This is a genomic window from Bacillus sp. FSL K6-2869 (genome assembly GCF_040869405.1).
Taxonomy (GTDB): Bacteria; Bacillota; Bacilli; order Bacillales; family Bacillaceae; genus Bacillus; species Bacillus altitudinis.
Genome location: NZ_CP152035.1, coordinates 713249 through 733083, shown reverse-complemented (window position 1 = coordinate 733083; position 19835 = coordinate 713249). Strand labels below are relative to the sequence as shown.

The following is a 19835-nucleotide window of genomic DNA, read 5'->3' as shown; positions in this document are numbered from 1 at the left end:
CACCTTATGAATAAAATGAGGAGAATGAAAAAAAGAAAACAAGTTGAATGAAAGGAGGAAGTCTCATTGGCTATTGCTGCTCAAACAAAGAATAAACCTCAAAAAGCGGTCACCGGTTCAACGGTTTATCCTATTTTATTGATTATTGGTATTTGCCATATGCTCAACGACACATTGCAAGCCGTGATTCCTGCCATGTTCCCTATTTTAGAACGCTCAATGGGGCTGACCTTTACTCAATTAGGGCTAATCGCCTTTACATTAAATATGGTCTCCTCTGTCATGCAGCCTGCGATCGGGTGGTACACAGATAAACGGCCGATGCCCTATGCACTGCCTATCGCATTATTTTCAAGTGCTGTCGGCATTCTCGGCCTTGCGTTTGCGCCATCATTTGCGACCATCCTACTGTGCGTCGTCTTTATTGGACTCGGCTCTGCGATTTTCCATCCAGAGGGCTCACGGGTTGCCAACATGGCAGCTGGTCCTAGACGGGGTCTTGCTCAATCCATCTATCAAGTCGGCGGAAATACAGGTCAAGCCTTTGCTCCGCTAATCGCTGCATTAATGCTCGTCCCTCTCGGTCAGCCAGGTGTGGCTTGGTTTACGATTGTTGGAATGATTGCTGTCGGTTTCCTTCTCTATATTTCGAGATGGTACGCAAGAAAGCTTCAAACCATTCGAGCACAAGCGAAAAAAGCGCCTGCAAAAGCAGCAAGATCTGAACTTCACCGCAAGTCAGCGCTCACAGCACTCGGCATTATCGTCTTTCTTATTTTCGCACGTTCTTGGTATGGAAATGCGATCTCGAATTTCTATGCGTTTTATGCGATTGAGCAATATGGTTTGACGATTAAAGAATCACAAACTTATATTTTCTTATTTCTGATATTGGGTGCGATTGGGACGTTTTTAGGCGGGCCGCTTGCAGACCGCTTCGGCAAGAAAACCGTCATTTTAATTTCTTTATTAGCATCCTTTCCGCTTGCCCTGCTTCTCCCATTTGCCGGACCAGTTTTTGCTTATGTTTTACTTGGACTCATTGGGATCATTCTGACCTCAAGCTTCTCTGTCACCGTGGTCTATGCCCAAGAACTATTTCCCGGGAAAATTGGCACAATGTCTGGTTTAACTGTTGGGCTTGCGTTTGGTATGGGAGCGATTGGATCCGTTGCCCTCGGCTCATTAATTGATGCAGTCGGTTTAACGCCTACCATGATCGGTGTCGCCTTTTTACCGATATTAGGCATCCTAGCCTTCTTACTGCCAAGCGATCAGACCATAGCGAAATGGAATGAATCATAAAAGGTAAAAACCGCTCAATAAATGAGCGGTCAGATTGTAGAGAAACTCATGTTTTTCTACAATCTTTTTTATTTTCATCGTAATGATGATGGATGAGATTGAATGAAAAAGGCCTCCCACACACCTAACCTAGCTTCGCTAGATGTGTGGCAATCTTCTTCATGTTCTGACAGGCAGCTGTGAGAAGAACTTGCTCACTCACATTTTGTTTTCCCCTCAACCGGCAGTAGCGAAGCCCGTGCAGTTGTTTTGAATCTGCAAAGCTTCGCTCTATTTTTTCTTTTCTTTTTTTATATAGCTCTTTTCCAGAGACAGATAGACGATTTTGTCTGATCTTTTCTTTATGTTCTTCCCATATGTGTCTTGAGATGACTTTTTGATGATTTTTCGACCTTGTGCATCTTTCAAGGAAAGGACACGATGTACATTTTTTAGGATCTGATTTGTAGAACCTATAACCTTTTCGATCAGTTGTTGTATATAATAGCTTCTCACCATTTGGGCATATGTAATGATCATGTTCAGAGTCATACTTGAATTTCCACTTCTCAAATAAACCTCTTGTTGGATGAAAGCGTCTATGTGCGATGACACCAAAAATACGGCGATCTGATAAACCTTTACAGATTGGGGTCGTCAAATAACCAGAATCAAGGGCAACAGCTTCTACTTGAAAACCAAATCGTGCGATTTGGTGATCCAACCGATCAAGATACGGAACAGAATCATGGACATTACCGGGCGTGATGTGGGCATCCGTGATGATATTGTACTTCATATCCGTTGTACGGTGGTCTAGGTAGAAAAAGCCTTCCGGTTTGTTTTCACGATAAAGATAGCCACTTTCAGGATCAGTCGTACTTTGACGAATGTCTTTTTCCGTTTTCACCTCCTCTTTTACCTTTAAGGGCTTTTTTCCGTGTGCCACCCGATCTTCTTGGATCGCTTCTTCTAAATCATTTATATAGTTCTGGGTATCCTGCTCAATCGTTTTTCTCGTATATTTATGTTTATTGGCATTGGCTTTAAGATGAGTGGAGTCAGTAAAAAGAACGCGGCCTCCTACCATATCATGATTGATAGCTTGAAGCACGATCTCGTCGAAAATGTCTTGAAAAATCGTTGTATCTTTGAATCGAGTACGACGATTCCAGCTAATGGTCGAGTGATGAGGAACGGGGTCATTGATGTTCAAACCTAAAAACCATCTATACGCCATGTTATAGTAAATTTCTTTTTCAAGTTGTCTTTCAGAACGGATACCATACAGGTATCCGATGAACATCATTTTGAACAAAATGAGTGGATCGAGAGAAGGACGACCTTTATTCTCACTATAATATGGTTTTACTTTGTCTATGATAAATGAAAAATCAATGTATTGATCAATTTTACGAAGCAGGTGATCCTCTTCGACCAGTTGATCTAGTAATACAAATTCGGCTTCGTGCTGAGAAGAATTTCTAGTGTGGAACATGAGAAAAACACCTTCCTTTAGTATGCTTTTCTCTATTATAAAATGGGGTAGTGGAAAATTTAAGGGAAAAAATAAAGCTGTCGAGATTTTCTCGACAGCCTGACCGCTCAATAAATGAGCGGTTTTTTCATATCTCATAAAAATGCGTGTCAGGAACATGCTTCTTTGCAATAAACCCCTGCTGAAAGTCTGGAAAGACCTTTTGCACCTGTTTAATTTTCAGATGAATCAAATCCGCATACGGAATATACAAATGATCCACAAGAGTGTGTTCTGTCATATAGTAATACCAATTCAGATTAAAGGTATTTTCATCAATGATCGTAAAGGCAGAAAAATGATAGAACAGCAGTGGACATTCGTCGAGATACATATCTCCTTTCACAACGGAGAGCTTATAGTTTTCAATATTCCAAATCGCTGCATTGGCACCTTTAGATGTCACCACATGGACACCCTCAAAATCATCGACCCATCTTTCAACATACCGCTGATCACCATATGTCTTTTTTTCCGTATCCATTTCTACTGTACAGTGCGCAATGCAGTTCTCTTTCCACTGCGTCACAGCCCGTTTGGCCACATCTGTGTTTCGACAGCCTACAAACCCAGTATTAAAACGGCCGGATAATTCATAAAAGTGATAGAATCGCTTGGAATTCATATGATCTGTCAAAAATACATGAGCAAGTGGATTTTCTGCAAATATCGCCTCTGGATCATGATAAAAATACAAATCTGTATCCAAATGAGCGAGATAATCTGCATCAGAGGACTCAAGAATTTTGAGTAGAAACGCAGGCTTAAGCGTCCAGCAATACTCGTGGAACGTACGATCCGCCTTTGCTTTTCGCAGCGAATCATCTTCCACATCTTCAAGCTGTTCATATTGGACATGTGGATGAGGAAACTGACTTAACACCTTGTAAGCCAAAGGATCAGCACATAAGACAGAAAGTTTGTATGATTGAGCCGTCTGCTCAAGTGAATGAATCAGCGCCAGTAGCTTAAATACATGGGTATTCGACACAATGGTTGTGAAATGATAGGATGCCATCTACAACACATCCACTTGGAACAAGTCAACATGCAGCAGCTCTTTTGTGAGCCCTTGAATGGCTTCTGCCAGCACCGTGCATCCATGTTCCTGCTTGGCACGCTGGACCGCCTCTGACAGCTTTTTCAAAGGGAAATGCTTTGCCGTCAGCACGTCCTTTTGATCACGTTTAATGCCCACATTCCGCTCTGTGATCATATGAAGCAGCTCCAAAAAATAAGCGAGCAGATCATCATATGCTTCATTCTTACGCAGCTGGCGAATGTCTTTCACGATATCATTTGTCACGGTATGAGAAAATGGTCCAGAGAAAGCCAAATGAACATCAATCGAATCAATATTGTTGTACTTCTCGCACATATACAAAATGTTATATTTGATGTCATCGAATGACGTTAAATTACTTGGATGTTCCTGATGCACACTTAAAATATCCTCACGCAGCTCAAATGAGAGGCCAAGCTGATGCAGACGAATGCCTAAATCATAATCCTCAAACCCGTATCGAACGATTTTTTCATCAAACATCCCTAGTTCCATGACATGCTTTCGCTTGACGGAAGAGTTATTTGTGATAAAAAATCGCCACGGCAATTGATAAGAACTTAAATCATAGTCGTACGTGTTTAAAATGTCTTTCAGGATATCAATAAATTCGGACTGCAAGTCGAAGCTTCTCTCTAGAAATGCGCCGCTTTTCACTTCCTCCATCGACACAAGAGACGTTTTGTCTTTCATTTTCCGCTGATACAGCCCTTGTTTTTTTAATCGTTTCACATGATCTTGATCAAAACCGGTGTAAAAATAACGGTAGATTCGCTTCCAGCATACACCGCAAATGACACGGTCCTCATGATCAGCATGTGCCTCTGCGTGCTTTTGAATAAATTGGGGCTCTGCCAGCATATCGCTGTCATGGAATATTAAAAGGTCTCCCTCTGCCTCTCGAATGGCATGATTGCGCCCCTTGGCAATTCCTTGATTGACAGGAATACGCACCTTTTTGAATGGAAAGTTCACCTCAATGTGTTCGAGCATTTCCATCGTGCCGTCCGTTGACCCATTATCAGCGACAATGACCTCAAATGGAATATCGGTTTCCTGAAGCGTTAAGGAAAAGAGGCTCCCTTCTAAACGCTCTTTCGCATTATAACTCGGAATAATGACGCTGACCTTCGGCTTTTCATTCATGCGCCATCCTCCTCCAGTTTGGCATAGCCGTTAAACATCGGATTGACTTGTTCTACCGATTCAATCACATGACGCAGCACTTCCCGATAGGCTTCTTGGAAAAATGGCAAGTCATCTCTTCCTTTTTCATGGATTTGCTGCATATCATCTTTGCTTAAGATCCGAAAACCACTGAAATGATAGCAAATGAGTGGGCTTCCATCCTCAAGCAAAATACGTCCATTCTCTTCCTGATAAGAATGCTGGCCATAATTCCAGTGACCAATATTCACACCCTTTGTTTGAATATCCTCTACTTTTTCAAACAGCACCGGCATATGATCCAAATACCCTTGATCGCCAAATTTTCCTTCTCCAGGCGCATTTTTGCATTCTTTTAGACATTCTTCTTTCCACCAGCTCAGGCACTTTCGGCCGGCTTCATCTCCTTTAAAATGCAGGAAGCCTGAATTATAGCGCCCTAAAAGTTTCTGAAGCATCTTCACTTCCTCTGGATCAAAGCTTGGAATGACAATATCCCCTCTTGATAGAAGCACAGAGGCATCAGGCTGGTTTTGAAAAATCACTTGTGGACTCTCATAAAAGAACAAATCCGCATCAAGATACGTCACTTCCTCCGCCTGGTCCTGCTTAAATAGCCACTCAATCCAAATCGGTTTTAATGTCCAGCAATATTCCGAATCATTTCGTTCCTTTTTGATCTCTAGAAGCTCCGGCGTTTCAAGCTCACGCACATGAACAAGATCGACATGCGGGAAATTCATTTGATGAAGCAAATCAAATGCAGCATCATCCATACATAACGTCTTGATGACAGCATCATCTTCTACTTGCTTCAACGATAAGAAAAACGCAATAGCTTGATAAAGTCTTCCACTTGATAGAACCGTACAATATATGCTGTTCATCTGTATACACCTCTATTTTTGAAAGAATTCGCGATACCATTCAATTGTCTTTTCTAACCCTTCATCAATGGAGTAATCAGGCTTCCAATCAAGCAGCTTTCTCGCCTTTTCTGCTGATAAATATTGATGCTTAATCTCATGCGTTCCTTGATTCAAAATACGAGGTTTTAGTTCACTGCCCATCGCCTTTAAGATTTTATCAACGAGCTCAAGCACAGTCAGCTGAATTTCATTACTAAAGTTAAATGCTTCTCCTGCAAGCCCTTTTTCCTCCATTTTTTCAGCTAGCAGTAAATAAGCCTTGACCGCATCTTCAATATAGAAATAATCACGGATAAAGGTTCCGTCACTTCTAATTTCTGGCGCCTTTCCCTCTAACACAAGCTGGATGGTTTGCGGAATGATTCGGTTAAAATTCAAATCCCCGCCTCCATATAAATTACCGCAGCGCGTAATACAAACCGGAAGACCATATGTGTTGTAGTACGTGTGAGAAATTAAATCTGCACAGCTTTTTGACACATCATATGGGTGCTTGCCGTTAAGCGGCATGTCTTCATCATAAGGAAGCTGTTCTTGATCCCCGTATGCTTTATCACTCGATGCCACAATCACTCGTTTGATAAGCGGCTGCCTTCTGCATGCCTCCAGCACATTCCATGTTCCTAAAATATTGGCTTCAAATGTAGAAACTGGGTGACGATTTGCGACCCCAACAATCGCTTGGGCGGCCAAATGAAAGACTGTATCAATCTCATATTCTCCTAACGCACGTTCTATCGTTTGCATGTCCTCCAGTGCGCCTTGGACGACATTCATCTTTTCAAATTGACTGCCTTGATATAAGTTCGATCTTGGCACCTGATCACGTACAAGCCCTGTTACGTTTGCTCCTTGATCAATCAATTCCTTGACGAGGTAACTCCCTAACAATCCCGTACACCCGGTCACAAATACGTTTTTCCCATTCCAAAATCCGCTCATGCTGTCACCAAACCTTCCATGGTTGTTTTCCATCTGCCCACATGCCGTTGATTTCTTTCAAGTTTTTATACGTATCAATTGCTGTCCAAAATCCGTGGTGCTCATAGACTGCAAGTTCACCATCATTCGCCAGATTTTGAAGAGGCTCTGCTTCAAAGACGCATTGATCATCATCTGTTAAATAATCAAAAACCTTTGGAGACAACACAAAAAATCCTCCATTGATCATCCCGATACTGTCTGTCTTCTCAGAGAAGGATTGTGCCATCCCGTTATACACCTTCAGCGTGCCGTACTGTGATTTCTTTTCAATTCCTGTGACAGTGGCAGCTGCTCCAAGCTCTTGATGGCGCTTGAGCAAATGAAACATATTGATATTGGCAAGTCCGTCCCCGTACGTCATCATAAATGTCTCATCACCAATATAATCCTGTACCTGCTTTAACCGCCCGCCTGTCATCGTATTCTCACCCGTATCTAAAAAAGTGATTTTCCAGTTCTCCGACTTCCCTAAAAGCTTCATTTCCCCTGTCGACATATCCAGCTGCATGCTGTGATGCCGCCAGTCATAGTTGAGAAAATACTCTTTGATTTTCTCTCCTTTATATCCAAGCAATAAGATAAACTCGTCTACACCGTAATACTGATAGATTTTCATAATATGCCATAGAATAGGCCGATCTCCGATCATAGCAAGTGGTTTAGGAAGCGCTTGTGTGACCTCATTCATTCTCGTTCCCTTTCCTCCGCAGAGAATGACTGCTTTCATCTTCTCCCCTCATCTCTCTATGAAAATTTTTGATTGAAAACCCTATCTTCATGCGGAAAATCAGTACATGTACCCTTATACTTTGTCCGACATCAGGTTTTGAATCTACTCTATTCATATGTCGGAATAAGAGAGGGTGCCACCTAGCATTTAACTATTTTTACAAACAAAAAAGAGCGAGATTTGCATTCTCGCTCTTTCAAAGTTTAAATTGTATATTTTCAGGGTAGATGGTATGATAAACATGTGCATATACAGCACAAACAGCCTCTTTCGATAAAGAGACTACTAGATTGAATGAACTCAAGTGGCAGCTTGCTTCATTCTTAATATGAATCACGGAGGTGAATTCCCATGGCACAAAATGTACTTTGTGAAGTGAACTCTTGCCGTTTTTGGGCTGACAACAGCTGTACAGCTTCTACCATTAAAATTGGTAAAAGCACAATGACTGACGTGACTCGCAATGCTGAAACGGATTGCGAAACATTTGAAACAAAATAATACATGATTTTCTGAGATGAAGGAACTGGCAGGTTCCTTCTTTTCTTTTATCATTCTATCAAGAATGATAATTATTATCAAGCGTTTTTCACGAAACATTTCTCGGGAAATAATGACACGATATTTCTCCATTCGTTGACGATTTTCACTCCTTTTTCTATACTCAACATATCCAAAGAAGAAAAAGTGGTGACCAATCAGTGGATTTTACGATACGTTTTCTATCATTCTATGTGGTTGAAATAGAAGGCAAAGAGGAACAAGCAAATAAACGGTTTAAACATTACCAAACATTAGACCAAGAGGAATTTGAACAAAGTGAGCTGAAAGACTTTCTAGACGGTGAGCTTAAAAAAATCGTCAAACGAAAAGTGGACAGACACCCTAAGTCTGAGCAAGTACCGACTAAAATTGGCCGATTTATTGTCGAACCCGGGCATGAACTCGATTCAAATCCAAACTACAATTTATTTCATCAGACGAGATTTGCAGATACAAAAGAAGTATTTAACGAATGCAGTGAACAATTTGTTCGCACTTATTTAGATACAAGTGCTGTCAGAGGCGGCGTGTTTTTGGTTGCATCTGCGGTTCCTAAAAAGTATTTCGATGACTCTTTTGTCTTTATCATGAAATGCGATTTTGAACAGAAAGTCGCTTCTATTGCTGATACATCTACCTTGATCAAAAAAGTAGAAATGGCGATTACAACCAAAAACATGAAATCGATTCAATACCCGTTCATGCCAGAAGAAGGTATGACAGAGGAAGCCGAAGTGAAAATTCACCAATCCTCACACGCTCGTTATTTTGAAGACTTTCTAAAATTCGTCGAATACGGGGAATCGATGCCTGAAATCATGAAATCACAGGTCATGAATATGGTGCAGGAACATGTATTTGAAACATTTCAGGATGAAAGTGAAGAATTAAAACAATTTGAAGAGGACCTTGAAATATGGGAAGCAAGTGAAAAGCGAGAGATTCGGGAAACACTCGATACAGAACAGGTCACGCTAGCCGCTTCACACATTGTTGAACAAACCCCTGATATCACGATGAAGATGCGTCTAGGCGAAACAGAAATTAAAGGACTTTTAGCCGACTTCGGCCACTCGATTCATATCGCAAAGGTCAACAATCGATATGTCGTGCTCGTTGAAGCAGATCAAATTGTATTTGAAAAAGGAAGCACACCTGTTGAATTCCATAAACCCAATGGCTTGAAAGAGGTCGTCAGCCAACTCACGCAAAAAGCCTATGATTCAGACTTAGAATAAGAGAATATGACTGCCTCCTGCGATCAGCTGCATGAGGCAGTTTTTTATATAACGCTTTATTTCTTACACTGCACTAGAAGAAACATGCTGCCCGCTTCTTATCCACATGCTGACGAGCATGAAACTTATGATAAGCATCAGCCAAAAGACGCTGTTTGTTCCGAAAAACTGGATCAACGTATACCCACACAAAGGTCCTAAAGCAGCCCCCATATCTTGAACAAAAGAATAACTGGCGAGAAAGCGGTTCTTATCTGTTTGAGCAGAAGCTTTTTGAAAGGCAAGTGTATCGGTGAACGTTGTGACAATTGTTGCCATCAGTTGCATCAAAAGCAGCATCAATAGGAACCAGCCGCTTACCTTCAGCATGATCACAAGAAAACTGAGACCTCCAAATGAAAGAAACATCCAGCATAACATTCGTTCCTTCATCACAAGACAATCAAACCATTTGCCCGTTCTCGGTGCGAGAAATGGTTCCCATCCCCACCTGAGTGCTTGAATAACACCGCTTAAAGCTGAAGCTCCGATGACAAAGCCAAACAGAGTCAATTCATCTTGGTCAATCTTTGCTTCAATGACATGACTCAGCGTGGATGCGAATAAACCTTGGATGATCAGTGCGATCAGCATGCCTGTTATCAGTACTTTTACCACATCTCGTGTAAACCACTTCTGTTTGATGCCATGATACACCTGCGTGCCTTCTCTCTTTTCAATTTCATCCAACGATACATAAAAAATGCAGCCCATTAATGTGAGTAAGCCAAAGACAAGCGTCATGGACTGAAAACCGATCAAGCTGGCAAGGATTCCACCAAATAACATGCCAAATAAACTGCCAAGCCGGTAAAGCCCATTATAAAGACCCGTCAAATGTCCTTGTGAGCCTTCGTCTATTTCAGCCAAGACCCTCATCCCACTCATACGGAGTAACGTCCAAGCGAGACCCCATGCACAGCGGCAAATCAATAGCAGCCAAAATCCACTCATACCATATAATATCGTGGTCACTGACGCGATCATAATTGCGATCAGTACACCGGTCTTCATTGGGATATATCGATAAAGCCACCATACGACAGGTGCTAGCGGGATACGAATGAATCGGTTGATAGACAGCAGTAACCCCACCTCCCAAATGGATGATAAACCAATCTCTTTCCAATAGACCGGGAGAACAATATAGAGCATTGAATCCCCAATAAGGGCAAATGCTGTGATGAGCGCAATTGACACCACTTGCTTTTGACGACGATCCATTTTTTCTTCCCCCTTCGCTACCTTTACGATAAGGGATACCTTATAATAAATCTAATGAATGTTTTTGATTGAATCATCAAAATAATTGATAGGCGGTGCAAAGATGAATTTACATGCCCTCCGTATTTTTGCAAAGGTAGCCGAAACAAAAAGTGTCACACAAACGGCAGACGTGCTGTCTTTGACACAGCCGGCTGTGACAGCACAATTACGAAGCATTGAACGAGAGATCGGCTTTCGTCTTTTCAAACGAAACGGCCGGGGGATTACCCTGACGGAGATGGGGAAGATCCTGTATCCATATGCCCGGCAAGTATTCGAGGCGGAAAAAGAAGTAGAATATCAGATCACCCTTCTGCAAAACGGAAAAAAAGGAAGACTCAGAATTGCTTCTACCTACGTACCACTTAACTTTTTACTGCCTGATTGGCTTGCCTCTTTTAAAACATCATCGCCACAGACAGACATTGAATTAAAAAGCGGAAACTCCGCTCAAGTGATCGAAAGCCTGCTTCAATATCAATCAGATGTGGCGATCGCCGTAATAGAGGATCTGCACCACGAAGATCTTCACACCTCTCACTTGACTGATTTAAGTTATGACTTTATCGTGCCTGTGGATCACCCGTTAAATGGAACAACCGTCCCACTAGAACGACTGAGCCATGAACCTTTTTTAATGCGAGAAGAAGGCAGTTCAACGAGAGACAAGCTTTTTTCCCTTTTTACCGCTAAAGGAATTAAAAAACCGACCGTTGATTTACAATTCAGTGGTGTCCACGAAGCCATTCAAATGATCAAAGCTGGCTATGGCATCACCCTTGTTCCTCGTGACGCTGTTCAGCGAAGCTTAGAACGTGGAGAGATTGGGCGCGTGTATATCGAAGGAATTGACATTATCAGACCTGTTGTGGTCTGCAAACGGGCGAATGACCTTGAGGAAAATAGGACGGTGAATGCTTTTCTGCAAATGAAAGACATCGGACCCTTTATAGCACCTGACTCCAATTAGAAAAGTGCCTGCTTCAGCAACAGGCACTTTTTCTATTCGGATGGTTGAACTAGATCAAATGGGACCGCCTTTGAGGCTTTCACTAATTGTTCTGGTGTGATGAGTATTTCATTTCCCCATTCTCCTGCTCCAACGCCTAATATCTCTTCTTCTAATAGCGATGCTTCGATAATCGTGCGGAACCCTTCAGGCTGCCAACAAAATGGCGGAATAGAGCCAATCCGATAGCCTGTCACTTCAAGCACCGTGTCAGGTGATGCCATTTTGATATTGCGAGAGCCTGCGGCTTTCTTTAGTTTCCCTGATTTGATGTGCTGGTCAGCACCCACCATTACAAGCAGCTGCTCCCCTTCCCCTGTTTCAAAGATCAATGTCTTGATCATTTGTCTTTCTCTAAAACCAAGTGCTGCAGCTACATTCGCTGCACCCTTCTCTGTGTCGGCAGAAAATGTTTTGATGTCATACGGGATGCCATGCTTGTCCAAAAAGTCATGTGCTGGTAATTTTTTCAATGGATTGAACCCCTTTCCTTACGATGTTCTTTCATTTAGCTTATCACAATCCTCTCATCCTTAAGATGTATTTTTCAATGGAAAACCTCTGCACACTTCGTCAACATGCTATACTGAACTTGTTTTTGAAAAGGAGTCGGTTGGATATGGGAAATAAGTTTTGGTGTTATACAGGCAGTAAAAGCCTTCTCATGCTAAGTGATATTCTATTTTTGATGACAGTCACATTGGTTATTTATCAAGATACACAATCTGTCGCCTATGCAGCTGTATTTCCGCTCATAAGAACACTATGTCAGCTATTGGCTGGGCTCCTCTCTCCTGTTTTGACAGAACTCTTTCAAGCCAAGCGTCTATTGAAATGGGTCCCTCTTTTACGTATTGGAATGCTCGTCGTATTCACGACCCAATTTGATTTCTTTCAGCAGCACCTGATCTGGCTGTTTAGTGCGTTCGTTTTGATTTCCATCACAGGCGGGTTCATCAGCCCTTTATTACAGGCCATCATGCCGATGCTTGTGCCAGAAAATCAGCTTGTGAAAGCGAACAGTACAGCCTCCGTTTTTTATCAATCTGTTCAAATCGCCGGCTATTCGTTTACTGGAATGCTCGTCCTGTTGATTGGTCCATTTTATTTAATGTGGGCCTCTTGTTTCATGATTGTGTTGTCCTATCTATTGATCATCCCTGTTTTTTCTCTACTCAAGCAAGAAGACACGGTTCAAAAAGAAAATAAGATGAACGGGTTCAAGGATGGCTGGAAGATCATTTGGACAAACAAAACGGTTCGCATCCTGACTTTCATGGATGTTAGTGAAAATATTGCAGGTGCTTTGTGGGTCGGACCGGTTACGCTTGCCTTTGTCACACTTGTTTTAAATGAAGGTGCGGAATGGTGGGGATATATCAATGCCGCATATTATATAGGTGCCATTATAGGCGGACTCATGGCTGCATGGCTAAGTCAGTTTATTCAAAAACAACTTCTCCTCTTTATGGCAGCGGGCTCTTTTATTTATGCAGTGCTGACGATCCTATTTTCACTAAACAGCCTGCCATGGCTTGCATTGCTGCTTTGTATTTTAATGGGGCCTGCCTATCAAATTCGGGATGTTTCGCAGCAAACCATCCTCCAAACGGAAACGCCAGTCCATGAGTTATCAAAGGTGTATTCGGCTCAATACGTTCTCTCTTCTATGTCTGTCAGTTTATCTATTTTCTTTGTTGGATTAATTGCGGATACATTCGGAGCGAGATTTGTTTATTTGTTAGGCGGACTGTTTGTACTCATCTGCTCAAGCATTGCCATCACCACTTTCATGATGCAGAAAAAAAGAGCGGCTGTTTAAAGCAGCGGCTCTTTTACTTTTCTTTTAACATCGCAAACATGTCACGCGCCATTGCTTCTAGGATATACACAACGGGTGTCTGTGTAGTAATGTTGGCTCTATGGACTCGTTCGTCTGTAACGTAATAAGCAATATTTAAGTCAGAAATACGAGAAATTGTACAGTGCTGATTGTTTGTAATACTAATGATCGTGCTGCCTTCTCTTTTAAGTTTCGAAATATGATCAATCGTAATACTGTTCTCTCCTGATACCGACAGCACAATGGTGACACTATTGTCTAAATACTGCATATTCATCGGGAAAAACGGATCGTTGATGTAAAACGAAAATTTCTCCAGACTTGAAAAGTACCTTGCCCCATACTGCGCCAAAATACCAGAACTGCCCGTCCCAATAAACAGCACATTCTTTGCACCCGCAATGAGCTTCGCTGCCTCTTTGATCTTCTCCTCAAAATCTCCTTTAAGTGTCCGTTCGATAAATTCATACAGGAAATGCTGCGTGCTTTTCAAAGAAGGTGTTTGTTCTGCTTCTAAATACATTTTGAGCTTCACCTTAAACTCTGAAAAGCCTTCACAATTCACTTTTCGACAAAAGCGAAGGACAGATGAGGTCGATATATGTGCGGCATCTGCCAAATCACGGATTCTCATATAGACGACTTTTTCACTGTTTTCCATAATGTATCGGTATAAAGCGCTTTCTAGTTCATTAAAGCTGGAAATGACCTCACTTGAAAACATCTGACTTCCCCTTTCTCCAACAACATGACACAACACGTTTCTTTTATGTAACAAATCTCTAAATAGGGCACCCTTGCCTAAAGACGCTGAAACCGTTTACGCACAAGGTACTCTCACGATAAGCTATAGATGTACAAACAAATGATAAAAGATTGATTCACTCTATTATAACATTGTGCGTTACATTATTCGGAGGTGCAGAACATGGCAAAAGGATTAAAGGTTGTCACAATCGGCGGAGGATCAAGCTATACACCAGAACTTGTTGAAGGATTCATTAAACGGTACGAGGAATTTCCAATTAGCGAACTTTGGCTCGTCGATATCGAAGCAGGTAAAGAAAAGCTTGAGATCGTCGGAAATCTTGCAAAACGTATGGTGAAAAAAGCGGGACTTCCAATCGAGGTTCATTTAACTTTAGATCGCCGGAAAGCACTGGTAGACGCTGATTTCGTCACAACACAATTCCGCGTCGGATTACTGGAAGCACGTATGAAGGATGAACGTATTCCTTTAAAATATGATGTCATTGGTCAAGAAACAAACGGTCCAGGCGGTCTATTCAAGGGTCTGCGCACCATCCCTGTCATTCTTGAGATTGTGAAAGATATTGAAGAATTATGCCCGGATGCTTGGCTTGTGAATTTCACAAATCCAGCTGGTATGGTCACAGAAGCCGTACTTCGCTATTCAAACCACCGCAAAGTCGTTGGCTTATGTAACGTACCAATCGGCATTCGCATGGGCATCGCCAAAGGACTTGATGTCGACGCAAGCAGAGTCGAAGTCAGCTTTGCTGGATTAAACCATATGGTATTTGGACTGAACGTGTTCTTAGATGGCAAAAGCATCATGGATCAAGTGATCGAAGACATGGCAGATCCAAACTCTACGATGTCGATGAACAACATTCACGCCATTCCGTGGGATGCAGATTTCTTAAAAGGGCTTGGCGTAATCCCTTGTCCGTACCACCGCTACTATTACAAAACAAGTGATATGTTGGCTGAAGAAAAGAAAGCAGCAGAGAATGAAGGAACTCGTGCAGAAGTCGTCCGTGCACTAGAAAATGACCTGTTCGAGCTTTACAAAGATCCTGATCTTGATATTAAGCCGCCACAACTTGAAAAACGAGGCGGTGCTTACTACAGTGATGCAGCATGTAACTTGATCGCATCCATTTATAACGACAAGCATGACATTCAGCCTGTAAACACAATCAACAATGGCGCCATCAGTGACATTCCAAATGATTCTGCCGTTGAACTGAACTGTGTCATCACAAAAGACGGACCAAAACCAATTGCTGTTGGTGAAATGCCGGTCGCTGTCAAAGGACTTATTTCTCAAATTAAATCCTTTGAACGTGTAGCCGCTGAAGCAGCCGTGACAGGCGACTACAACACAGCTCTTGTTGCCATGACCATCAACCCGCTCGTCCCATCAGATGCCATTGCAAAAAGCATCCTAGATGAAATGCTAGAAGCACACAAAGAATATCTACCACAGTTTTTCAATAAAGTCGAAGCATAAAAAGAAGCCGCACTTGTCAAAGTGCGGTTTTTCTTATTTCCCGGCAAACAACTGATCCATCTGAGCACGGTCATAGTCTAAGAGCCAGTGCTGTAAACCTTCATAAACTGGACGCAGATGTTCTGGATCTGCCGCAATAAGATCACAACCTCGATCATCATATAAGTGGAAAATCATCTGTTTTGAGAGATTGATGAGATAAATGTCATAACCAAGCTTTCCTTTCATGATTTGATTCGGTTTGTAGAAATCCTCTTGGCATATGGCTTGTAATAGCGGGCGCAATCGAATATCTTGCAACTGACACTTGAGTGTAAATCTCTCTATTTTCATTGTTTCTTCTTGTTTTGGTTGTATATAGGTCAAACGCTCGTGACGCAATCGGTGACGCACTTGTCGGTATGCATATTTCTGATAAACTAGGAGCTTTTGCTTCGTTAATTCATGTTCATGCTGCGTATAGACATCCGTGACAAGTAGAATATCGTCTTCTGGATCAAAAGCATATCTGATAATTTTTAAAGCCCGATCGCCTGCTTTTTCTAATACAACCGATTCTTCTCCTAATGACCAATCTGCCACTTCAAAGCGAAGACCAAAAGGCCACTTATAAAAAAGAGGCGGCGCGAGGACAAGTTCAGGAAAATGACTTTTTAAAAAACGATTGGTTTGATCGCTCATCTCATGTCCTTCCATTGGTTTTATTTCTTATTTTACCGTTGAAACTGATGGAAATTCAATTGGAAATAAACTGTCATTTCTTATATGATAGAAAGAGATGGAGGTGTGACCAATTGAAAAAATGGTTTTTACAGGTATTCCTCACCGCATTGATCACGATGTGGATACAGACTGGACTTGATCAGGCGAACATCATTCAAATCAACAATGTATGGGTCGATGTCAGCAGCTGGATCCTAATCTTCTTTGTCATCTACGCACTTTTTGAATGGACTGCTCACGTCTTAGTAAAACGGAAAATCGCTCATCGCTGAACATCTCTTTTTACAGAGATGTTTTTTGTTGAAACTCTTCCTGCACAAGTTCATGAATGACGCCCATTCCTGCCTGACTTCCGGCTGCTGCTGCAAGAACAAGCTGAGCAGGTCCGCCTAAATTATCACCACATGCAAAAATACCGCTGACGGTTGTACGCCCAAGAATATCTGTTTCAATGCCCCCATTTTTCGTCATTTGACAGCCTAGTTTTTCAGCAAAAGGGGTTGACTGCTTGAAATCACTTGCGACAAATCCGCCTTCTCTTATCACTATCTCCCCATTTACAAGCTGAAGAGAGCGTAGCTGACCATTGTCATGATGGATCGCTACAATTGGCACATCAATAACTTGAATAGAATGTGCTGATAGCAGTGCTTTCTCCTCTTCAGCTAACACTTGCTGTCCATTTGTAAACACAATCAAATCCTGTGTCCAATTCGAAAGAAGTTTCGCCATATGCAAAGCGCGCTGGTTCTCTGCAATCAGGGCAAGTGGCTTGTCCTTCAGCTCCCAGCCATCGCAGAAAGGACAGCTAAACAACGTCTTTCCATACACTTCATGAATCCCGTTGATCTTTGGTAATATGTCCTGAAGTCCTGTGGCCAAAATGATTTTTTTCGCTTCGAATCTTTCTCCTTCTTGTGTCAGTAACGCGAAGTTATCCTCATGATTTTGTATCTCCACAACTCTGCTTCGTTTGATTTGGATATTGGGGTAGTTTTGAAGATCCGCTTCTCCCGCTTGTCTGATCTCAAACGGTGTCATTCCATCGTTTGTAATAAATCCATGTGATTCATGAGTCACTCGATTTCTTGGCATCTCGTCATCGAATATCATGACCTGTTTTCTGCCCCGCCCCACAACAAGAGCTGCATTTAATCCGGCTGGCCCGCCTCCGATAATGGCACAATCTAATATCATATAAACCGCTCCTTTTCATCCAAGACTTTAAAGACTCTTAATATCTATAATTGGTTCAAAAAAATCACATGTTGAAAAATGGATTTTTTTCTGTCTGCTCTATTTGGCTTGCAATATCAACTAACCGCTTTTGACTTAACGTCTCCTGCATTTTCGTTTCAACATCCTGCATGACTTGTTCAATTAAACAGCCATCGTGAGGCATGAAAGAATCATGTGCTAAGGAACAACGAAATAAATGGGTTTGTCCTTCTACCGCCTGAATGACGTCTAGAAACGAAATGTCCTCCTTCTTTTTCAGAATGGTGTAACCACCTTTTGCGCCAGGTGTTGATTCAATCAATCCCGCCTTCACAAGCTTTGTTAAAATTTTAGATAAATAGGTAGGTGAAAGATCTTGCATCTTGGCGAGAGGCTCAACGCCTATTGCTTTCCCCTTTGGTGCAAGGGTTAAAAAGACCATCGTATGAAGCGCATAGTTGGTCGCTTTAGAATATTTCATAGAAACATTCCTTTCTATCTATTGTAGACCTTTTATATCTGTAATTGATCATAAAAGATTCAAGAAGAAAAAGCAAGTATTGTGGATCTGCTTCTTTTTCATTCCACATTTCGCATTTCCTTCCGATAATAGAAGTAAGCACGAATAAAAGCTTGATGAAGACTAGAAGGAGTGAACAAAATGTCAGATCAACAGCACAATGCAGCACACGAAGAAGAAGAGGAATTTAACGTATACGACATGCTTCCACCCGCAGGAACAATCATTGGCGAAGCAACAGAAGAAGAAATGGAAGCTGCGGCAGCATTAGAAGTGAGACATTACGCCTTTATGCGTCTGCAAGACTCGTACATTCAATTTGATGGTTCTTCTTATAAAGAATTGCTTAAAGACTTTCAAGAACTAGAATTTGATTCTGCAAAATTTTGGAGAGCCATCGCCCGACGCCTGCAAGTCCCATACGAATGGCCAATCCGAATCGACCATGCAAACGGCCCTATTTATATTGGTGAAACAGAAGATAGCCGTGATGTTGAGGAGAGTGCAGAGTAAAGGAATTGGTGACCCCCTTTTGGTGAGGGGGTCTATTTTAAAATTGATAGATCTTATTCCTCTAAATCAAATTCCAATGCGATTGATATATTAAAGACAATTTGGGGCATTTCATCTAATTCTGATTGATTCAAACGCTTCGCAAAACGACGTGCATGCTCGACAACATCAACATGCTGCTTAATCATTTCGTCATTCATTATAAAGATCGTATTGATTGCCCAGCCAACAGTCGTTAACATTTCTTCGTCCTGAAGGGTATCCATATATGTTTCTACTTCAGAAAAAATCCACTTGATATCATCAATTTGTTCCACTTGGAAATTCGCGATTTTTGAAAGTTGCTCAGGGTCTTTGGTTAAAAAGATATCTTTCACTTCTTCTTTTGATAATGGTTTATTCTGTTTTTCATATTCAGCCAGCCATTCTTCATCTGACATTTCATCTTCTTCACTATCCTCTGCGGTATAATGCCCCGCAATCAATTCATCAAACGAATCCGTTAATTTAAAATCCGTTTCATATTCTAGATCAAAGTAATGAACTGACGGATGTTCCTTTGTTTCTCTATAATCCAATGCGATCCACGTATGACCATCCCCACAAATCAGTACAAGCCCCTCTGGCAATTCCCATTCTTCTATTAAATAATCACTATCCATAATACCTTCGCCTTTGGCAATTCCTCTTAAATGATCAAATGACACATGATCCTCTGCCCATCCATTCGGCTGGTCTGTTGGAAAAGCATTATGTAGGGTATAACCGCCATTTTGTTCGAGGATAAGCTTCTTATATGTATCAGGCAAGGTGACGCCTAGTTTCTTTTCTGCTTTTGCAATGCCTTTTTCATTGATTTTCTTAAATGTCTCTTCACTTTCTCTGTCTGTGTCCCAAAATGGTTTCAAATAAAATACCTCCAATTGTTATTTCTATCTCATTTTACCATTTGAGAAAACTAGTTTAATAGTC

At 41.6% G+C, this 19835-nt stretch carries 21 protein-coding genes; 8 read left to right on the top strand and 13 right to left on the bottom strand.

Annotated elements, in window-relative coordinates:
* The first annotated feature begins 66 nt into the window (after nucleotides 1-66).
* Nucleotides 67-1305 carry an MFS transporter gene (locus MHI58_RS03605; RefSeq protein WP_039168572.1) on the top strand — a complete coding sequence of 413 codons (1239 nt, stop codon included), beginning with the start codon at nucleotides 67-69 and terminating at the stop codon, nucleotides 1303-1305.
* A gap of 124 nt (nucleotides 1306-1429) precedes the next feature.
* Here MHI58_RS03605 and MHI58_RS03600 read toward each other — a convergent pair whose 3' ends face one another.
* The 6 genes from MHI58_RS03600 to rfbF form a co-directional block, all read right to left on the bottom strand.
* Nucleotides 1430-2782 (bottom strand): IS1182 family transposase, encoded by a 1353-nt coding sequence (locus tag MHI58_RS03600; RefSeq protein ID WP_045035328.1) that lies wholly within the window; start codon nucleotides 2780-2782, stop codon nucleotides 1430-1432.
* Between the two features lie 127 nt (nucleotides 2783-2909).
* Nucleotides 2910-3839 (bottom strand): putative nucleotide-diphospho-sugar transferase, encoded by a 930-nt coding sequence (locus tag MHI58_RS03595; RefSeq protein WP_212361123.1) that lies wholly within the window; start codon nucleotides 3837-3839, stop codon nucleotides 2910-2912.
* Nucleotides 3840-5030 carry a glycosyltransferase family 2 protein gene (locus MHI58_RS03590; protein WP_025206894.1) on the bottom strand — a complete coding sequence of 397 codons (1191 nt, stop codon included), beginning with the start codon at nucleotides 5028-5030 and terminating at the stop codon, nucleotides 3840-3842.
* Nucleotides 5027-5938: a putative nucleotide-diphospho-sugar transferase gene (locus tag MHI58_RS03585; protein WP_045034449.1), complete on the bottom strand. Its 912-nt coding sequence runs from the start codon at nucleotides 5936-5938 to the stop codon at nucleotides 5027-5029. The genes MHI58_RS03590 and MHI58_RS03585 overlap by 4 nt, the downstream gene beginning before the upstream one ends.
* A gap of 12 nt (nucleotides 5939-5950) precedes the next feature.
* Nucleotides 5951-6922, bottom strand: a complete 972-nt coding sequence (locus tag MHI58_RS03580; RefSeq protein WP_025092661.1) for a GDP-mannose 4,6-dehydratase — start codon at nucleotides 6920-6922, stop codon at nucleotides 5951-5953.
* Between the two features lie 4 nt (nucleotides 6923-6926).
* A complete protein-coding gene (gene rfbF, locus MHI58_RS03575; RefSeq protein ID WP_368004376.1) occupies nucleotides 6927-7691 on the bottom strand; it encodes a glucose-1-phosphate cytidylyltransferase in 765 nt (254 codons plus the stop codon).
* A gap of 354 nt (nucleotides 7692-8045) precedes the next feature.
* Here rfbF and MHI58_RS03570 point away from each other — a divergent pair, with 354 nt between their 5' ends.
* Together MHI58_RS03570 and MHI58_RS03565 are read left to right on the top strand one after the other, a co-directional pair.
* A complete protein-coding gene (locus MHI58_RS03570; protein WP_008344201.1) occupies nucleotides 8046-8195 on the top strand; it encodes a DUF1540 domain-containing protein in 150 nt (49 codons plus the stop codon).
* A gap of 200 nt (nucleotides 8196-8395) precedes the next feature.
* A complete protein-coding gene (locus tag MHI58_RS03565; protein ID WP_017360425.1) occupies nucleotides 8396-9475 on the top strand; it encodes a DUF3900 domain-containing protein in 1080 nt (359 codons plus the stop codon).
* Between the two features lie 63 nt (nucleotides 9476-9538).
* Here the strand turns inward: MHI58_RS03565 and MHI58_RS03560 are convergent, their stop codons facing one another.
* On the bottom strand, nucleotides 9539-10738 hold the full coding sequence (locus MHI58_RS03560) for an MFS transporter (RefSeq protein ID WP_368004375.1): 1200 nt from the start codon (nucleotides 10736-10738) through the stop codon (nucleotides 9539-9541).
* A 103-nt stretch (nucleotides 10739-10841) separates the two neighbouring features.
* On the opposite strand from MHI58_RS03560, the gene MHI58_RS03555 reads away from it, so the two are divergent.
* On the top strand, nucleotides 10842-11750 hold the full coding sequence (locus MHI58_RS03555; protein WP_058336478.1) for a LysR family transcriptional regulator: 909 nt from the start codon (nucleotides 10842-10844) through the stop codon (nucleotides 11748-11750).
* Nucleotides 11751-11782: 32 nt separating this feature from the next.
* Here MHI58_RS03555 and MHI58_RS03550 read toward each other — a convergent pair whose 3' ends face one another.
* Nucleotides 11783-12262 (bottom strand): aminoacyl-tRNA deacylase, encoded by a 480-nt coding sequence (locus MHI58_RS03550; protein ID WP_073414509.1) that lies wholly within the window; start codon nucleotides 12260-12262, stop codon nucleotides 11783-11785.
* 146 nt (nucleotides 12263-12408) lie between these two features.
* On the opposite strand from MHI58_RS03550, the gene MHI58_RS03545 reads away from it, so the two are divergent.
* Entirely contained in the window at nucleotides 12409-13611 is a 1203-nt protein-coding gene (locus tag MHI58_RS03545) for an MFS transporter (protein ID WP_268382438.1), read from the top strand.
* A 13-nt stretch (nucleotides 13612-13624) separates the two neighbouring features.
* On the opposite strand, the gene MHI58_RS03540 is transcribed toward MHI58_RS03545, so the two are convergent.
* The gene (locus MHI58_RS03540; protein WP_045034443.1) at nucleotides 13625-14356 is read right to left on the bottom strand and encodes a MurR/RpiR family transcriptional regulator; all 732 of its coding nucleotides are present in this window, start codon (nucleotides 14354-14356) and stop codon (nucleotides 13625-13627) included.
* Nucleotides 14357-14560: 204 nt separating this feature from the next.
* Between MHI58_RS03540 and MHI58_RS03535 the strand changes: the two genes are divergently transcribed.
* Nucleotides 14561-15889, top strand: coding sequence for a 6-phospho-beta-glucosidase (locus tag MHI58_RS03535; RefSeq protein WP_056408143.1), 1329 nt, complete (start codon nucleotides 14561-14563; stop codon nucleotides 15887-15889).
* A 33-nt stretch (nucleotides 15890-15922) separates the two neighbouring features.
* Here the strand turns inward: MHI58_RS03535 and MHI58_RS03530 are convergent, their stop codons facing one another.
* Complete coding sequence (locus tag MHI58_RS03530) at nucleotides 15923-16570, bottom strand: DUF3885 domain-containing protein (protein WP_138278198.1); 648 nt, start codon at nucleotides 16568-16570, stop codon at nucleotides 15923-15925.
* 113 nt (nucleotides 16571-16683) lie between these two features.
* Here MHI58_RS03530 and MHI58_RS03525 point away from each other — a divergent pair, with 113 nt between their 5' ends.
* On the top strand, nucleotides 16684-16884 hold the full coding sequence (locus MHI58_RS03525; protein ID WP_160758099.1) for a hypothetical protein: 201 nt from the start codon (nucleotides 16684-16686) through the stop codon (nucleotides 16882-16884).
* A 10-nt stretch (nucleotides 16885-16894) separates the two neighbouring features.
* Here the strand turns inward: MHI58_RS03525 and MHI58_RS03520 are convergent, their stop codons facing one another.
* Nucleotides 16895-17809 carry an NAD(P)/FAD-dependent oxidoreductase gene (locus tag MHI58_RS03520; RefSeq protein WP_173407831.1) on the bottom strand — a complete coding sequence of 305 codons (915 nt, stop codon included), beginning with the start codon at nucleotides 17807-17809 and terminating at the stop codon, nucleotides 16895-16897.
* A 64-nt stretch (nucleotides 17810-17873) separates the two neighbouring features.
* Complete coding sequence (locus tag MHI58_RS03515) at nucleotides 17874-18311, bottom strand: Rrf2 family transcriptional regulator (protein ID WP_024718615.1); 438 nt, start codon at nucleotides 18309-18311, stop codon at nucleotides 17874-17876.
* Between the two features lie 180 nt (nucleotides 18312-18491).
* Here MHI58_RS03515 and MHI58_RS03510 point away from each other — a divergent pair, with 180 nt between their 5' ends.
* The gene (locus MHI58_RS03510; protein ID WP_007496834.1) at nucleotides 18492-18863 is read left to right on the top strand and encodes a hypothetical protein; all 372 of its coding nucleotides are present in this window, start codon (nucleotides 18492-18494) and stop codon (nucleotides 18861-18863) included.
* Nucleotides 18864-18916: 53 nt separating this feature from the next.
* Here the strand turns inward: MHI58_RS03510 and MHI58_RS03505 are convergent, their stop codons facing one another.
* On the bottom strand, nucleotides 18917-19771 hold the full coding sequence (locus MHI58_RS03505; protein WP_203144173.1) for an SMI1/KNR4 family protein: 855 nt from the start codon (nucleotides 19769-19771) through the stop codon (nucleotides 18917-18919).
* Nucleotides 19772-19835: the final 64 nt, after the last annotated feature.

What these genes read in the sequence shown, in the direction of transcription:
- MHI58_RS03515 (WP_024718615.1), bottom strand. Translation starts at nt 18,311, where the DNA reads ATGAAATATTCTAAAGCGACCAACTATGCGCTTCATACGATGGTCTTT.
- MHI58_RS03540 (WP_045034443.1), bottom strand. Translation starts at nt 14,356, where the DNA reads ATGTTTTCAAGTGAGGTCATTTCCAGCTTTAATGAACTAGAAAGCGCT.
- MHI58_RS03510 (WP_007496834.1), top strand. Translation starts at nt 18,492, where the DNA reads ATGTCAGATCAACAGCACAATGCAGCACACGAAGAAGAAGAGGAATTT.
- MHI58_RS03535 (WP_056408143.1), top strand. Translation starts at nt 14,561, where the DNA reads ATGGCAAAAGGATTAAAGGTTGTCACAATCGGCGGAGGATCAAGCTAT.
- MHI58_RS03590 (WP_025206894.1), bottom strand. Translation starts at nt 5,030, where the DNA reads ATGAATGAAAAGCCGAAGGTCAGCGTCATTATTCCGAGTTATAATGCG.
- MHI58_RS03570 (WP_008344201.1), top strand. Translation starts at nt 8,046, where the DNA reads ATGGCACAAAATGTACTTTGTGAAGTGAACTCTTGCCGTTTTTGGGCT.
- MHI58_RS03580 (WP_025092661.1), bottom strand. Translation starts at nt 6,922, where the DNA reads ATGAGCGGATTTTGGAATGGGAAAAACGTATTTGTGACCGGGTGTACG.
- MHI58_RS03595 (WP_212361123.1), bottom strand. Translation starts at nt 3,839, where the DNA reads ATGGCATCCTATCATTTCACAACCATTGTGTCGAATACCCATGTATTT.
- MHI58_RS03600 (WP_045035328.1), bottom strand. Translation starts at nt 2,782, where the DNA reads ATGTTCCACACTAGAAATTCTTCTCAGCACGAAGCCGAATTTGTATTA.
- MHI58_RS03530 (WP_138278198.1), bottom strand. Translation starts at nt 16,570, where the DNA reads ATGAGCGATCAAACCAATCGTTTTTTAAAAAGTCATTTTCCTGAACTT.
- MHI58_RS03560 (WP_368004375.1), bottom strand. Translation starts at nt 10,738, where the DNA reads ATGGATCGTCGTCAAAAGCAAGTGGTGTCAATTGCGCTCATCACAGCA.
- MHI58_RS03585 (WP_045034449.1), bottom strand. Translation starts at nt 5,938, where the DNA reads ATGAACAGCATATATTGTACGGTTCTATCAAGTGGAAGACTTTATCAA.
- rfbF (WP_368004376.1), bottom strand. Translation starts at nt 7,691, where the DNA reads ATGAAAGCAGTCATTCTCTGCGGAGGAAAGGGAACGAGAATGAATGAG.
- MHI58_RS03520 (WP_173407831.1), bottom strand. Translation starts at nt 17,809, where the DNA reads ATGATATTAGATTGTGCCATTATCGGAGGCGGGCCAGCCGGATTAAAT.
- MHI58_RS03545 (WP_268382438.1), top strand. Translation starts at nt 12,409, where the DNA reads ATGGGAAATAAGTTTTGGTGTTATACAGGCAGTAAAAGCCTTCTCATG.
- MHI58_RS03555 (WP_058336478.1), top strand. Translation starts at nt 10,842, where the DNA reads ATGAATTTACATGCCCTCCGTATTTTTGCAAAGGTAGCCGAAACAAAA.